At 62.7% G+C, this 15,090-nt stretch carries 13 protein-coding genes; 10 read left to right on the top strand and 3 right to left on the bottom strand.

Going from position 1 to position 15,090, the window contains the following annotated elements; translation table 11 throughout:
* The first annotated feature begins 159 nt into the window (after positions 1-159).
* From LPW29_RS04760 to LPW29_RS04730, 7 genes are all read left to right on the top strand, one after another.
* Positions 160-675, top strand: a complete 516-nt coding sequence (locus LPW29_RS04760) for a MerR family transcriptional regulator (RefSeq protein WP_238627079.1) — start codon at positions 160-162, stop codon at positions 673-675.
* A 139-nt stretch (positions 676-814) separates the two neighbouring features.
* Positions 815-1,981 carry an isovaleryl-CoA dehydrogenase gene (locus tag LPW29_RS04755; RefSeq protein WP_238627078.1) on the top strand — a complete coding sequence of 389 codons (1,167 nt, stop codon included), beginning with the start codon at positions 815-817 and terminating at the stop codon, positions 1,979-1,981.
* 54 nt (positions 1,982-2,035) lie between these two features.
* Positions 2,036-3,643, top strand: a complete 1,608-nt coding sequence (locus LPW29_RS04750) for a carboxyl transferase domain-containing protein (RefSeq protein ID WP_238627077.1) — start codon at positions 2,036-2,038, stop codon at positions 3,641-3,643.
* Positions 3,644-3,657: 14 nt separating this feature from the next.
* Positions 3,658-4,458: an enoyl-CoA hydratase/isomerase family protein gene (locus LPW29_RS04745; RefSeq protein WP_238627076.1), complete on the top strand. Its 801-nt coding sequence runs from the start codon at positions 3,658-3,660 to the stop codon at positions 4,456-4,458.
* 62 nt (positions 4,459-4,520) lie between these two features.
* Positions 4,521-6,533 carry an acetyl/propionyl/methylcrotonyl-CoA carboxylase subunit alpha gene (locus LPW29_RS04740; RefSeq protein WP_238627075.1) on the top strand — a complete coding sequence of 671 codons (2,013 nt, stop codon included), beginning with the start codon at positions 4,521-4,523 and terminating at the stop codon, positions 6,531-6,533.
* Positions 6,530-7,006, top strand: a complete 477-nt coding sequence (locus LPW29_RS04735) for a MaoC family dehydratase (RefSeq protein ID WP_238627074.1) — start codon at positions 6,530-6,532, stop codon at positions 7,004-7,006. The genes LPW29_RS04740 and LPW29_RS04735 overlap by 4 nt, the downstream gene beginning before the upstream one ends.
* Before the next feature lie 11 nt (positions 7,007-7,017).
* On the top strand, positions 7,018-7,914 hold the full coding sequence (locus LPW29_RS04730; protein ID WP_238627073.1) for a hydroxymethylglutaryl-CoA lyase: 897 nt from the start codon (positions 7,018-7,020) through the stop codon (positions 7,912-7,914).
* A gap of 11 nt (positions 7,915-7,925) precedes the next feature.
* Here the strand turns inward: LPW29_RS04730 and LPW29_RS04725 are convergent, their stop codons facing one another.
* Both LPW29_RS04725 and LPW29_RS04720 read right to left on the bottom strand, forming a co-directional pair.
* Positions 7,926-8,780, bottom strand: a complete 855-nt coding sequence (locus LPW29_RS04725; RefSeq protein WP_238627072.1) for a class I SAM-dependent methyltransferase — start codon at positions 8,778-8,780, stop codon at positions 7,926-7,928.
* Between the two features lie 66 nt (positions 8,781-8,846).
* Positions 8,847-10,127 carry a hypothetical protein gene (locus tag LPW29_RS04720; RefSeq protein WP_238627071.1) on the bottom strand — a complete coding sequence of 427 codons (1,281 nt, stop codon included), beginning with the start codon at positions 10,125-10,127 and terminating at the stop codon, positions 8,847-8,849.
* Positions 10,128-10,316: 189 nt separating this feature from the next.
* Here LPW29_RS04720 and LPW29_RS04715 point away from each other — a divergent pair, with 189 nt between their 5' ends.
* A complete protein-coding gene (locus LPW29_RS04715; protein ID WP_238627070.1) occupies positions 10,317-12,317 on the top strand; it encodes an acetoacetate--CoA ligase in 2,001 nt (666 codons plus the stop codon).
* Between the two features lie 115 nt (positions 12,318-12,432).
* The gene (locus LPW29_RS04710) at positions 12,433-13,365 is read left to right on the top strand and encodes an AEC family transporter (RefSeq protein ID WP_238627069.1); all 933 of its coding nucleotides are present in this window, start codon (positions 12,433-12,435) and stop codon (positions 13,363-13,365) included.
* Positions 13,366-13,381: 16 nt separating this feature from the next.
* On the opposite strand, the gene LPW29_RS04705 is transcribed toward LPW29_RS04710, so the two are convergent.
* Positions 13,382-14,083 carry a hypothetical protein gene (locus LPW29_RS04705; protein ID WP_238627068.1) on the bottom strand — a complete coding sequence of 234 codons (702 nt, stop codon included), beginning with the start codon at positions 14,081-14,083 and terminating at the stop codon, positions 13,382-13,384.
* A 102-nt stretch (positions 14,084-14,185) separates the two neighbouring features.
* Between LPW29_RS04705 and LPW29_RS04700 the strand changes: the two genes are divergently transcribed.
* Positions 14,186-14,992 carry an inositol monophosphatase family protein gene (locus tag LPW29_RS04700; RefSeq protein WP_238627067.1) on the top strand — a complete coding sequence of 269 codons (807 nt, stop codon included), beginning with the start codon at positions 14,186-14,188 and terminating at the stop codon, positions 14,990-14,992.
* The last annotated feature ends 98 nt before the right edge of the window (positions 14,993-15,090 follow it).

Raw genomic sequence — 15,090 nt, 5'->3', positions numbered from 1 at the left:
CAGCATGCAGCGCTTCAACCGCTGCCGGTTTCACGTACAATGGAAGCATTTCGGAAAACGCCCCTTACCGGCCCCACAGAAATGACGTTCACGTTTGCGGCATTCCCCCCAAGCCCCCCTCCCCCGGAGTGGCCGGCAGGAGCCGACGGAGGTTCACACATGACTCAACCCCAGCCCGCCTTCAAGGAAACCGATGCCCATGGCACCACGTTCACGATCGGTGAACTGGCCCGGGAGTTCGGCATCACCACCCGCGCCATTCGTTTCTACGAGGATGAAGGCCTGCTCTCCCCCCTGCGCGTGGGCACCAAGCGCCTGTACCGCCGCCGGGATCGTGCGCGCCTGAAGCTGATCCTGCGCGGCAAACGACTGGGATTCACACTGGGCGAGATGCGTGAGGCATTCGACCTCTACGACGATGCCCATGGGGAGTCCCGGCAACTGCGCTATTACCTGAAGGTGCTGGACGAAAAGCGCCAGCATCTCCTCCGTCAACGGGAGGACCTGGAAGAGACCCTCAAGGAACTGGAGCACTCCTACGCTCACTGCGAGCAATTGCTCTCGGCCCAGGAGAAGGAGAAACAGGACCGCACAGCGGAGACGACCAACCCCGGGCGCCCCGGCGACACCGACAGGCCTGATCACAGCAAAACCCGACTCAAAACGGGCTCCTGAGGCCATCACGGAGGATGGCCCATTGCCGACATGCGCCTCTCTCCTGGGTATGTAATGCCGTTTACGTTAACGTAAAACGTTATTGACGTTTACGTGAACTGAATATACGCTTCTGGAAAACCACTGAAAGGACCGTGCCATGAGTCACCACCCTACCCTCGACTTCGACCTGGGCGATGAAATCAACATGCTGCGTGATGCGGTCGCGGAGTTTGCCGCCGCCGAAATCGCACCACAGGCGGCTGAAATCGACCAGAACAACGAGTTTCCTCAGGATCTGTGGCCCAAGCTGGGCGAGATGGGGTTGCTGGGGATCACCGTTAGCGAGAAGTACGGCGGCAGTGGCATGGGCTATCTGGCCCACATGGTCGCCATGGAGGAGATCTCCCGCGCCTCCGCGTCGGTGGCTCTCTCCTATGGCGCGCACTCCAACCTATGCGTCAACCAGATCAAGATCAACGGCAGCGAGGAACAAAAGCAGCGCTACTTGCCCAAGCTGATCACCGGAGAGCACGTGGGCGCGCTGGCCATGTCCGAACCGGGCGCGGGCTCTGATGTGGTGGGCATGCGCCTGCGGGCGCGGCGGGAAGGCGATCGCTACGTACTCAACGGCAACAAGATGTGGATCACCAACGGCCCCGAGGCCAGCACCTATGTGGTCTATGCCAAGACCGATCCCGACGCCGGCCCCAAGGGCATCACGGCCTTTCTGATCGAAAAGGGTACCCCCGGATTCTCCACCGCCCAGAAGCTGGACAAACTGGGCATGCGCGGCTCGAACACCTGCGAACTGATTTTCGATCACTGCGAGGTGCCGGCGGAGAACATCCTGGGCCGTGAGGGTGAAGGCGTGAAGGTCCTCATGTCCGGCCTGGACTATGAGCGCGCGGTGCTGGCTGCTGGCCCGCTGGGCATCATGGCCGCCTGCCTGGACGTGGTCTTGCCCTATGTACATGAACGCAAGCAGTTCAATCAGGCCATCGGGGAGTTCCAGTTGATGCAGGGCAAGCTGGCGGACATGTATGTGGGCCTGAATGCCTCCCGGGCCTATGTCTATAGCGTCGGACGCGCCTGCGACCGGGGACAGACCACGCGCAAGGATGCTGCCGGGGCCATCCTGTTTACCGCCGAGAAGGCTACTGCCATGGCTCTCGAGGCTATCCAGTGCCTGGGGGGCAACGGCTACATCAATGAATACCCCACCGGTCGACTACTGCGTGATGCCAAGCTCTACGAAATCGGAGCCGGCACCTCCGAGATCCGGCGCATGCTGATCGGTCGGGAACTGTTCAAGGAAACCCGCTGAGGCCGTCCTAGTGCGCCCGGCACCCAATGAGCAAACTGGTGGGCAGGGAAACCGATGAGCGTCATCAAAAGCAAGATCGACACAAGATCCGAGGAGTTCACTGCCAACCGGGCAGCCATGTCGACCCTGGTCGAGGATCTGCGCCAGCGTGTGGCACAGGTCAGCGCCGGCGGCAGTGAAGGGGCCCGTGAACGCCATCTGTCCCGGGGCAAATTGCTGCCCCGGGAACGCATACGGGTACTGCTGGACCCCGGCTCCCCGTTCCTGGAGATCTCCCAACTGGCCGCCTGCGGGCTGTACGATGACGAAGTGCCCTCCGCAGGGGTCATCGCCGGCATCGGCCGGGTGTCGGGTCACGAATGCATGATTGTGGCCAACGATGCAACGGTCAAGGGCGGCACCTACTATCCCATCACCGTCAAGAAACACCTGCGGGCACAGGAAATCGCCCAGCAGAACCGCCTGCCCTGCATCTACCTGGTGGATTCCGGCGGCGCCAACCTGCCCAATCAGGACGAGGTGTTCCCGGACCGGGATCACTTTGGGCGCATCTTCTACAATCAGGCGGTCATGTCGTCCCAGGGCATTCCGCAGATCGCGGTGGTCATGGGCTCCTGCACGGCAGGTGGCGCCTATGTGCCGGCCATGGCTGAGGAAAGCATCATCGTCAAGGAACAGGGCACCATCTTCCTAGCCGGACCGCCGCTGGTGAAGGCGGCCACCGGCGAGGTGGTCACCGCCGAGGAACTGGGGGGGGCCGATGTGCATGCCAAGGTCTCCGGGGTGGCTGACCATTACGCCCTCAATGATGCACATGCCCTGGGGCTGGCCCGTCGCTGCGTCAGTCGCCTGAATAGGGACAAGCAGGTGAGTCTGGATCTGCGACCCTCGCGACCGCCGCGCTACAGCCCGGAGGAAATGGGCGGCATCATCCCCACCGACACGCGCAAGCCCTTCGATGTCCGCGAGGTCATCGCGCGCATCGTCGACGGCTCCGAAGTGGATGAATTCAAGGCCTTGTACGGCACCACCCTGGTATGCGGCTTTGCCCATATTCATGGCTACCCCGTGGGCATCGTGGCCAACAACGGCGTCCTCTTCTCCGAATCCGCCCTCAAGGGGGCCCATTTCATCGAGATGTGCAGCCAGCGGGGCATTCCCCTGGTCTTTCTGCAGAACATCACGGGCTTCATGGTGGGTCGCAGGTACGAGTCCGGTGGCATCGCCAAGGATGGGGCCAAGATGGTCACGGCTGTGGCCTGCGCCCGGGTACCCAAGTTCACCGTCATCATCGGGGGCAGCTTCGGGGCGGGCAATTACGGGATGTGCGGACGCGCCTATTCACCGCGCTTCCTGTGGATGTGGCCCAATGCCCGCATCTCGGTGATGGGCGGCGAGCAGGCGGCGGGCGTAATGGCTCAGGTGAGGCGAGACACCCTGGAACGCCAGGGCAAGACCTGGTCCAGCGAGGAAGAGGAAGCCTTCAAGGCCCCCATCCGTGCACAGTACGAGCACCAGGGTCACCCCTACTATGCCACGGCACGCCTCTGGGACGACGGCGTCATTGATCCCGCAGACACCCGCATGGTGCTGGCGCTGGGCATTTCCGCCAGCCTCAACGCCCCCATCGAGGAGACCCGTTTCGGGCTCTTCCGCATGTGACCTGGAGGAAGATCATGGCGAACGATATGTTGCTGGTCCATGCCGAAGCCGGCGTTGCCACCATCACCCTGAACCGCCCGGATCGTCACAATGCCTTTGACGATGCGCTGATTGGGGAACTGACCCGCACCCTGGTGAGGCTGGAGCAGGATCCGGCGGTCAGGGCCCTGGTCCTCACCGGGGCGGGCAAGAGCTTTTCAGCTGGCGCCGACATCCACTGGATGAAACGCATGGTCGACTATAGCGAAGAGGAAAACCATCGCGACGCCCTGGCCCTGGGCCAGCTGATGGACACCCTGTATCGGCTCGACAAGCCCACCGTGGCACGGGTCAACGGTGCCGCCATCGGTGGTGGCGTGGGCCTGGTGGCGGCCTGTGATGTTGCCCTGACGGCCCCCCGGGCCCGATTCTGCCTCTCGGAGGCCCGTCTGGGCCTCATCCCGGCCACCATTTCCCCCTATGTGATCGCGGCCATGGGCGAGCGTCATGCGCGGCGCTACTTCACCACGGCAGAGTTGTTTGATGCGGAGCGTGCCCGGCAGATCGGCCTGGTGCATGAAGTGGCCGTGGACGAGGCAGACCTGGACACAATGCTGACTCAGCTTCTGGAGAAGCTGACCCAGAACGGTCCCCAGGCCATGACCGCCGCCAAGGCGCTGGTGCGGGACGTGGCGGGCCAATCCATTGATGCCGTGCTGCTTGAGGATACCGCGGCCCGGATTGCCCACATCCGCGTCAGTCGGGAAGGCCAGGAGGGGTTGGGCGCCTTTCTTGAAAAGCGTTCGCCGGTCTGGCCCACCTCCAGTATGGCCTGAGTGGGCCCCTTTCACCGCCTCCTTGTGAGGCATCATAAGATTCACCTGACAGGGACTGGAGCATGTTCGACAAGATACTGATCGCCAACCGGGGGGAAATCGCCTGCCGGGTCGAGCGGACCTGCCGGCGACTGGGGATCCGCACCGTTGCGGTGTACTCCGAGCCGGACAGTCAGGCCATGCACGTGAAGGCCTGTGACGAGGCCTGGCCCATCGGCCCGGCCGCGGCACGGGAAAGCTACCTGAACCAGGCGCGGATCATCCAGGTGGCCCGGGAGAGCGGCGCCCAGGCCATTCACCCGGGCTACGGCTTCCTCTCGGAAAACGCCGAATTTGCCCGAGCCTGCCAGGATGCCGGGATCGTGTTCATCGGCCCGCCCCCGGAGGCTATCGAGGCCATGGGCTCCAAGAGCGCCGCCAAGGCCATCATGGCGGAGGCCGGCGTCCCCCTGGTACCCGGTTACCATGGCGAGGATCAGTCACTCCAGCACCTGGCCGCCGTGGCGGAAGAAATCGGTTATCCGATACTCATCAAGGCCTCCGCCGGTGGCGGCGGCAAGGGCATGCGCCGTGTGGACCGCCCCGAGGAACTGGCCGAGGCCCTCAAGGGGGCGCAGCGGGAGGCAGCGGCGGCTTTTGGCGACGCCCGCGTGCTCATCGAGAAATACCTGCTGCAGCCCCGTCATGTGGAGGTCCAGGTCTTCGCAGACACTTGCGGTCAGGTCGTGCACCTGTTCGAACGGGACTGCTCGGTGCAACGGCGCCATCAGAAGGTGATCGAGGAGGCGCCGGCGCCGGGCCTGGACGAAGTGCGTCGCCGGCATTTCGGGGAAACGGCAGTGGCCGCTGCCCGGGCTATCGGCTATGTGGGCGCAGGCACCGTGGAATTCATCATGGATGGCCGGGGTGACTTCTATTTCATGGAAATGAACACCCGGCTGCAGGTGGAACACCCTGTCACGGAACTGATCACCGGTCAGGATCTGGTGGCCTGGCAACTTCAGGTGGCCGCCGGCCAGTCACTGCCCTGTGAACAGTCGCGTCTGAGCTTCAACGGTCACGCCTTCGAGGCACGCATCTATGCCGAGGATGCCGACCGGGAATTCCTGCCCGCCACTGGCGCGATCCGCCACCTGCGCACACCCGAGGAATCCCCCCACGTGCGCATCGACACGGGGGTTCAGGAGGGGGATGAAATCTCCATGCACTACGATCCCATGATCGCCAAGCTGGTGGTCTGGGATCAGGACCGTGAAACCGCCCTCAACCGCCTGCAGACCGCCCTGAGTGAGTTCATCGTGGTGGGTACCACCACCAACGTGAATTTCCTCGCTCGCCTGGCGGCGCATCCGGATTTTCGGGCCGCGCGCATCGACACCGGCTTCATCGAGACGCACCGGGACGCCCTTTTGCCGGCACCGCGGGAGATCAGCCCAGCCCTGCTGGCCGCAGCCACCCTGCACGAACTGCTGCGCGTGGATCGCGATAACCTGGAGAGAGCACGTACATCGAACGATCCTTACTCCCCCTGGCACGGCACCTCCGGCTGGCAGCTCAACGGCGACAGCCACCGTACCCTGCACTTTCTGGACACCGCCCAGGATCTTGATCTCAAGGTGATTGCCCACTACCGCGATGACGGCTTTCTTATTGAATGGGCCGGTCATCGCCACCGTGCCCGCGGACACCTTCATGCCGACGGACGGCTGCGCATGCAGCTGGACGGCGTGCACCTGGACGCCTGGGTCTTACGTGACGGACAACGACTCACCGTGGCCATGAGTTCCGAAACCCGTGAGCTCATGTTGCACGATCCCCTGGCCGCCGGCATGGATGACGAGGTCAAGGAAGGCAGTCTGGTGGCTCCCATGCCGGGCATGGTGGTGGCCGTGAATGTGAAGGTGGGCGATCACGTTTCCGAAGGCGACGCCCTCATGGTGCTGGAGGCCATGAAGATGGAATACGTGGTCAGCGCCTTCAATGACGGCGTGGTGGATACAATTCATTTCAACGAGGGCGACCAGGTGAGCGAGGGGGCTCCGCTTCTGGCCATCCGTCCCGGAGACGCACCATGAGCACCTACTACCTGGAAGATCTACAACCGGGGATGCGTTTCAGCACCGGCCCACAGGAGATGACCGAGGCGGACATCATCCGTTTCGGCGAAGAGTTTGACCCCCAGCCCCATCATGTGGATCCGGTGGCCGCTCGCAACACTTTTTTTCGTGGCCTCGTGGCCAGTGGCTGGCACACCATCTCCGTCATGACGGCCATGGCCATCCGCTCGGACCTGCGCATGGCCGAAGGCCAGATTGGCATTGCGGTGGAAGGCATCCGCTTCATCAAGGCCGTGCGCCCAGGCGATCGCATCACCCTGGACATGGAGATCCGTGAGGTCAAGGCCTCCGAGTCACGTCCCGGCTGGGGGGTGATCAAGGTCTTGTGGATCGCAGTCAATCAAGCCGGTGAACCCGTGCTTGAACTACAGCCCAGCATTCTGGTGAAAGCACGTGAGCGCCTCGGACAATCCGTCGCCAGTGCCGAGTGAAGGAGAGAGCCATGCCCCTGCCCCATGCCGTCAACATCGTCGAGGTGGGCCCCCGGGACGGATTGCAGAACGAGCCCGGCAACATCGACACGAATGTGAAGTTGGAACTCATTGGCCGCCTGGTGGATGCTGGGCTGCGTCAGGTGGAGGCGACGGCGTTCGTCTCGCCACGCTGGGTGCCCCAGATGGCAGACCACACCCAGGTCATGGCCGGGCTACCCAACCGGCCGGGCGTCCGCTTCCCCGTACTCACACCCAACCTCAAGGGTTTCGAGAATGCCGTAGCCGCCGGCGCCCGTGAGGTGGCAGTCTTCGCAGCGGCCTCGGAAGCCTTCTCACGCAAGAACATCAATTGCAGTATCGCCGAGAGCCTGGAGCGCTTCGAGCCGGTCCTGGCTCAGGCCCAGGAGCAGGGGATTCTGGTGAGAGGTTATCTGTCCTGCACTCTGGGGTGCCCTTACGAGGGCGATATCGCCCCCGAGGCCGTGACCCGGGTAGCCAGGCGCCTGTACGATATGGGGTGCTACCAGATCTCACTCGGTGACACTGTAGGCACCGGCACCCCCCTGAAGGCGCAGCGCATGGTGGAAACCGTGGCAGAACAGGTGCCTCTGGCAGATCTGGCGGCTCATTTTCACGATACCTACGGGCAAGCCCTGGCCAATCTATTCGCCGTACTGAAATTAGGCATCAGCACGGTGGACTGTTCCGTAGGAGGTCTGGGGGGCTGCCCCTATGCACGGGGCGCCTCTGGTAACGTGGCCACCGAAGAGGTGGTCTACATGCTCCATGGTATGGGCGTCGAGACGGGCGTGGACCTGCGTGCCCTGGTGGATACGGTCCACTGGATCCATCGGCAACTGGATCGCCCTGTGCAATCCCGGGTCGCGCGCGCCATGGGAGAGTGAGGCGCGCCGGTTCAGTCCATTCTCACCCAGGCGCCCATGACCACCCGAATCCTTTCCATCTCCAGATTACGCATCACGTTGCGCCCCATTTCCAGGAATCTCTGACCAAATATCAGCTCTGGGGATAGCGGCGCTGATTCTCCAGGGCTACTGTCCTCGCGCCCCGCTTCGCGCCGGGTGTGCTTGCGCCGCCATTGCAATGCCACTTGACTGACATCTTCCACATGCACAGGGCGCAAACCGGCGGCACTCAAAAGACTCTGGAGTGCATCCAGGGATAACAGGTGACTGTGGGCCGGATCATCTGCCCAAGGCACCGGGAACAGGGGAGGAGTGGTGGATGGTCCCTGCACCACCTCATGAAGCCACAACTGCCCGCCGGGAACCAGCACCCGACGTACCTCGCTCAGGGCGACGGCTGGATCCGGTACATTCATCAGGGTGTGCTGTGACCACAGCCCATCGAAGGTGGCCGGGGAAAAAGGCAGGTGCTGGGCATCTGCATGCACGAAACTGGTGCAATCCTCGAGCCCGGTGGCCTTGCTCAACCAATCCGCCACCTCCAGATAGGGGCCGGTGACATCCACACCCACCACCCTGACGCCATGCTCCGCCGCCAGCAGGCGAGTGGTACCACCGGTGCCACACCCCAGGTCGAGTACCCGCATTCCCGCCTCGAGCCCGACCCGTGCTGCCAGGGCACGACTCGCAGCACGCCCCCCCACGTGCAACTGGTCAATGGCGGCAATGTCGTCACAGGAGAGGCAGTCTGGATCGAGCCCACGCGTGGTCAGCGCCAGGCGAAGATGGTCGAGCAGACCCGCCTCGGCATACCGGCGAGCCAGGGTTTGCATGTGAGAGGACATCGGCAACTCCTTGCAAGCATCGGGACCGGGTCGCCCGCCAACTTCGGGGGCGACCCGATCAGTGCTTCAGAAACGGGTTCTGAGATTCAGGCTCACAGCATCCACGCTGTCACGCCCGTCGATCAGGTCTGCGGTATCCGCATAGCCATAAGTGGCCCACAGGCTGGTGGACGGTGTCACGTCGTAGTGCACCTGAATGTCACCGAAAACCACATCCTCGGTCCGACCCGGGTCATCCCCCGTCTGTCCCAGATTGGGGGCCATGCCGTCATAGCGCACCGACCCGGCGGCCAGTTTCAGTTGCCAGTTGTCACGGGGGCTATAGGTACCACGCACGGCCAGCAGGTGCCGGTCGATGTCCTGATCATCCAGTGCACTGAATTCCCGTGATACCTCGCCGAGCCCTCGCATGTCCAATGCCTCGACGTACGTCGCGGAGGCATCGTGGCGTGGGCTGCTATGGATCAGACTGGAGAAGGTATCGAAGCCCGATTCAATCAGGGATCCACCGATATTGAAGAAATACTGTGCCTCCAGATTGAAGTTGTCGGACAGTTCGAACCCGCCCCGCAGGAAGCCGGCAAAGGTATCGTTGGTGTAGACCGCGTCACCACCGCCCAGATAATGGGCACCTGTAGTCACCTTGACCGGACCCAGTTCGCCCTGCGCCCAAGGGGAGACGAGCGTGCCATCACGCGGGGCATAGAACCGTCCGCCTTCATAATCTCCGGCATTGTCTTTTTCGTCATCACCCACGTAATGCCCCAGCAGTGCCCCCCATGACCAGTCGTTCGTATTACCCACGAAACCGGCGAACACCAGGTAGCCATCATCCTTGCGGTCATCCAGAGTCCCCTTCTGGCGCTGGTCCCCCCCTGCCAGGAAGGTCACGCCCTCGGCCACTGGACCCAGGATCATGATCCGGTCGCGACGGTCATCGGCCACGGTGATACCGAAGTTCCAGTTGGCGATCTGACGACCGGCGCGCAGGCTCCAGTCCCCCAGAGGGATCTGGACATAACCATAGTCCAGGGTCACCGTGCGATGATCACGTCCCAAGGTGAACGGCTGACTCTGCTGCAGCGTATCCACATCCCCTGAGCGATCCCCGCGCCAGGTGTCGTTGATGAGGTTTACACCCGCGTGAACACTCACGCCATCCTGCAGGCGAATCTCCGACTGCACCCGCAACCGCTGCTCGAAACCGTTTTCATAACTCCCCGCAGCCGGCAGACGGCCGAAGGCCCGTACATCGATGTCTCCGCTGAAGTCATACTCAACAGCCCATGCACTGGGCGCAGCCAACAGGCCTGCCAGCGCCAGATATCCGGACTTGATACCCATCATACCTCATCCTCCCAATGGTGATTTTCGTCGTTATGCCTTTCACTCACCTCAACGCCATTGCGCCAAGACGCAGATAAGGCTAGATTACGTTTACGATAACGTCAATTACTATATTACCCAAACGTAAACGTTGCTTTGTGTAACGGTCAGGCGAGCATGGATCAATCTCAATCAGACGGGGAGGCAGGCATGAGCATGCAGGAGGAGATTCTTTGGCAACCGGGGCCCCGGGAACTCACCCAAAGTGCCATGGCCCGTTATCGGGACTGGCTCGTGGAGCAGGGCCACGGGCCCTTCCAGGACTATCACGAGCTGCATCGCTGGTCCGTGAGTCATCCCTCGGCGTTCTGGGGCAGCATCTGGCGCTATACCGGGGTGCGCGCCAGTCGCGATCCTGACCAGGTGCTCGACTCGACCGCCATGCCCGGAGCCCGCTGGTTCGCAGGTGCCCGGCTGAATTTCGCCGAAAACCTGCTGCGCCACGCCATCCATGGCAACCCCAGTGAAGAGGTGGTACTGGAAACCAGCGAATCCCGGGAAGATAAACGGCTGGATCGTGCCACTCTGCTCGCTCGGGTGGCCTCGCTGCAGGCATGGCTGCAGGAACAGGGCGTGACTCAAGGAGATCGTGTGGCAGGCGTCGTGGGCAATACCCACGAAGCCCTGGTAGGTATGCTGGCCACCACCGGTCTGGGTGCCATCTGGAGTTCGGCATCACCGGATTTTGGTGTCTCTGCCATTGTGGACCGTTTCGGGCAGATTGAACCCAAGGTCCTGCTCCTCACCAATGGCTATCGCTATAACGGCAAGGTCTTTGATCGCACAGACCAGAACCGCGAACTTTCACGGCAGATTCCGGGGATTCAACGTGTGCTGAGTCTATCCATGCTGCCAGAACTGGGCCACCCGGACGATTCTCTATTTGTGCCTTGGGAAACTGCGCTGAGCGCCCACCCCAAGGCCACACCGGTATTTGAACAACTCCCGGCGGATCACCCCGTCTATATCCTCTACTCCTCCGGCACCACGGGCGTACCCAAGTGCATCGTCCATGGAGCCGGCGGCATGCTGCTCAATCACAGCAAGGAATTGTTGCTGCATGCCGATCTAGGGGAGGGAGACACGTTCTTCTATTTCACCACCACCGGCTGGATGATGTGGAACTGGCTCGCCTCCGGACTGCTCACCGGTGCACGCCTGGTCCTTTTCGACGGGTCACCGGCGCACCCGGACCTGGATTGCCTGTGGTCCCTGATCTCCCAGGAACGTGTCACCCATTTCGGCACCAGCGCCAAATATCTGGGCAACTGTCGCAAGGCCGATCTGGAACCCGGCAATGCCCATGACCTGTCGGCCTTGCGCGCCCTCTTTTCCACCGGCTCTCCCCTGCTGCCCGAGGATTTCGACTGGGTGTACCACAGCGTGAAGGCGGACCTGATGCTCAGCTCCATCTCCGGCGGGACCGATATCTGCGGTTGCTTCGTGGGTGGCACGCCCCTGCTGCCGGTACGGCGGGGTGAAATCCAGTGTCGCATGCTGGGTGTGGACGCAAGAGCCTACACCCCGGATGGCCGGGATGCGGGACATGATCGTGGTGAACTGGTCTGCGTGACCCCCTTCCCGGCCATGCCGGTTAGATTCTGGAACGATCCGGACGGGGCCCGTTACCGCAAATCCTACTTCGCCACCTACCCCGGCATCTGGGCCCATGGTGATTTCATCCAGTTCACACCACACGGCGGCGCAGTCATCTACGGGCGATCCGATGCCACGCTCAATCCTGGCGGGGTACGCATCGGCACTGCGGAAATCTACCGGCAAGTGGAAACCATTGCGGAAGTGGCCGACAGCCTGGTGGTGGGGGCTCCCCATGAGGATGGTGATGTGGAGGTGGTGCTGTTCGTGGTCATGGCGCCGGATCAGACCCTCACACCGGAACTGGAGAAGCGCATACGCTCGCGTATCCGTGCCAACGCCAGCCCGCGCCATGTACCGGCCAGGATCCATGCCGTCAGCCAGATTCCCTATACGCGCAGCGGCAAGAAGGTGGAGCTTGCCGTCGCCCGAATGCTTCAGGGCGAAACGGATGTGGAGAACCTGGGTGCGTTGGCCAATCCGGAATCCCTGCAGGAGATTGCACGATGCCTGGCATTGGCGGGCCAGGACAAAAGCCGCCCGGCACGCCCATGATCAGTCAGGGGCGGGTATTCAGCCCGCCCTTTGTCACAACTCGATGCAACGGTCTCGCATCAGGCATGAGCCATATGGCGAACATGGGAGGGTCAGCGGGCCTTATCATGTCCCCATGACCACCACCCTCTCCCTCTTTACCCAACTCCTCCCCCTGTACATCACCATTGCCCTGGGCTGGGTGGCCGGGCGTTATCTCCAGGCCAGCGGGGGGCATATCGCCGGGATCATGCTTTACATCATCACCCCATCGGTGATCTTTGCCGGGGTGATGCAGGCCCCGCTGTCGCCGAGCGTGATCCTGTTGCCGGTGATGGTGTTCGGATTCTGCACCCTCATTGCGCTGAGCCATTTGTACGTCGCCCGGCGCTGGCTTCAGGACAGCACCGCCTCGCTCATCCCCCTGTCGGTGGGCACGGGCAACAGCGGCTATTTCGGCATCCCCGTGGCCCTGCTGCTATTCGGCACCGAAGGCTTGAGCATTTACATCCTGTGCATGCTGGGGACCACCCTGTTCGAGACTTCGGTGGGCTTTTACCTGGCGGCGCGGGGGCGTTTCGGTATCCGCGACTGCATGATCAAGGTGGCGCGACTGCCATCGCTGTACGCCTTTTTGCTGGGCGTGATGCTCAATCTGAACAACATCGGCATCGCGAATACCCTGCACCCCCTGTTCGACAACCTGCGCGGGGCCTATAGCATCCTGGGGATGATGATCATCGGCATGAGCATCCTGGGCCTCCGGGGGGTGGTGGGCAGTGGTCGCTTTACCCTGCTGGCCTTTGCGGGCAAGTTCATCAGCTGGCCGGTGCTGGCCCTGACATTTGCGTGGATGGATACACACTGGCTGGGCATTTACGACCTGGCAGTCCACCAGGCCCTCTTCCTGCTCTCCATCACCCCCGTTGCCGCCAACACGGTGGTCATCGCCAGCATCCTCAAAACCCATCCCCAACAGGCCGCCGGCACCACCCTGCTCAGCACCCTGTTTGCCTTGGCCTTCATCCCGGTGATGGTGACGTGGTGGATGCCACAGGGTTGGGGGTAGCCCGCTCCGCGCCCTCCTACGTCAAGCGCCTCGCCTGGCGGAACAGCCCCTTCAGGGGAGCCTCAAGAAAGTACCTTGCCTCACGAGGCGCAATACCCCTGTCAAGGCAGAAGCACGCCAGGGCGTAGGCGATCTCCGGTCGCCCCAAAGAGGCAGAGCGATCCATCGCCGGGCCGGCGCATTTACCACAACCGCCCACCCGGGCGATGAAGGCAGTGTTGGCCATGAAGATGCCGAACCCCATCCATACGGCCACCAGTTCCGCCACGTGGGCCTCATTGCCCTGCTGGGCCGGGGCTGGACTGGGGCGCGTAAACACCCACCAGGCAGCCAGATCCCGGGCCAGTTGCGCCACCAGGGCCTGTCGGCTGGTCCACAGGCGTGGATCGTATTCAAGCACCAGTGGTTCCGCCTCGCTGGGCCGGGTCGGGAAGTGGGCCCCGGTGCCGGCCGGCACCAGTCGCATCGGCACGCCCTCAAACCCGGCGTGCTGGCGGATGGATTCGAAGGTGGCCACAGCAGCGCTGTGGGGGTCCTGAACTTCAGCCGGAAAATGCTCGCGGATGGGCATCACCAAGTGTGCCTGGTCCAGGGGGCGACAATCGTCCTGTTGCAACAGAGCCCACTCACGGACGTCCTTGATCCAGGCACGGGTGGTGTCATCGATGAAGGGTGTGGGGCGGAACCGATTCAACCAGGCGGGGACAGCAATATTCAAGATCGAACTCCTTGGCATGGTGGGGGATTCTGGTAGCAATCAGCGAGCTGCGGCAACGGCCCGGCACTGCATCGTGAGCGGATTCTCGTTTATGATCCAGTGATGAAAAATCATTCCCCCACCATAACGTCGCTGGACTGGCATTCCATCACCCAGGGCGTGTGTCAGCGGGTGGACCAGTTACTGAACCAGGCCGACCGATCCGGGCACCTGAAGACCGATGGTTCGTGGGTAACCGACACGGATATTGCCATTCAACGCCAGCTGCAGGACTGGCTGGCGGAGCTTCATCCCGGGATCGGGTTTCTCGGTGAGGAGATGACGCCGCAGGCCCAGCAGGAGGCCCTGAAGGGGGAACGCCCCCTGTGGGTGCTGGATCCCCTGGACGGCACCGGCAATTTCCGTGCGGGCCTACCCGCCTATGCCACCGCCCTGGCGCTGATGGATAACGGTCGGGTGGTATTCGGACTGGTCCATGATCCCTGTCGCCGGGAGACCTTCACGGCCGTTCGCGGTGAGGGGGCATGGCTCAATGGGGAGCCTCTCATCATCGATCCGGCTGGCGTCTCCGAGCTGTCCCGGGCGGTGGCCGCGGTGGACTTCAAGCGCCTGCCCCACCCACTGGCCATTAAACTGGCCACCGAACCGCCCTACGCCTCACAGCGATCCATTGGCTCCGTCGCCCTGGAGTGGTGCTGGGTGGCAGCCGGTCGGTTTGCCGTATACGTGCACGGCAAGCAAAACCTCTGGGATTACGCTGCCGGCCAGCTCATCCTCACCGAGGCCGGTGGCCACCACACCACGCTTCAGGGCCAGGCACCCGCTGCGCTGGATCTGGAACCGCGCTCGGCGGTGTGCGCCATGTCCCGGGAGCTGCTGGATGCGTGGGGGCAGGCTCTGCAGGTGTAGCGACTCGCTCCAACCTGAGCTGCCAGCCACATCATTTCCGCCATCATGATAGCGGAAATGATGTGTGTGATACGCCAGATGCCAAGGCAGCCCAACTG

Source organism: Ectothiorhodospira sp. 9100 (genome assembly GCF_022227565.1).
GTDB lineage: Bacteria > Pseudomonadota > Gammaproteobacteria > Ectothiorhodospirales > Ectothiorhodospiraceae > Ectothiorhodospira > Ectothiorhodospira marina.
Note: the sequence above shows the minus strand (reverse complement) of the source record. Positions and strands in the feature narration are given on the sequence as shown.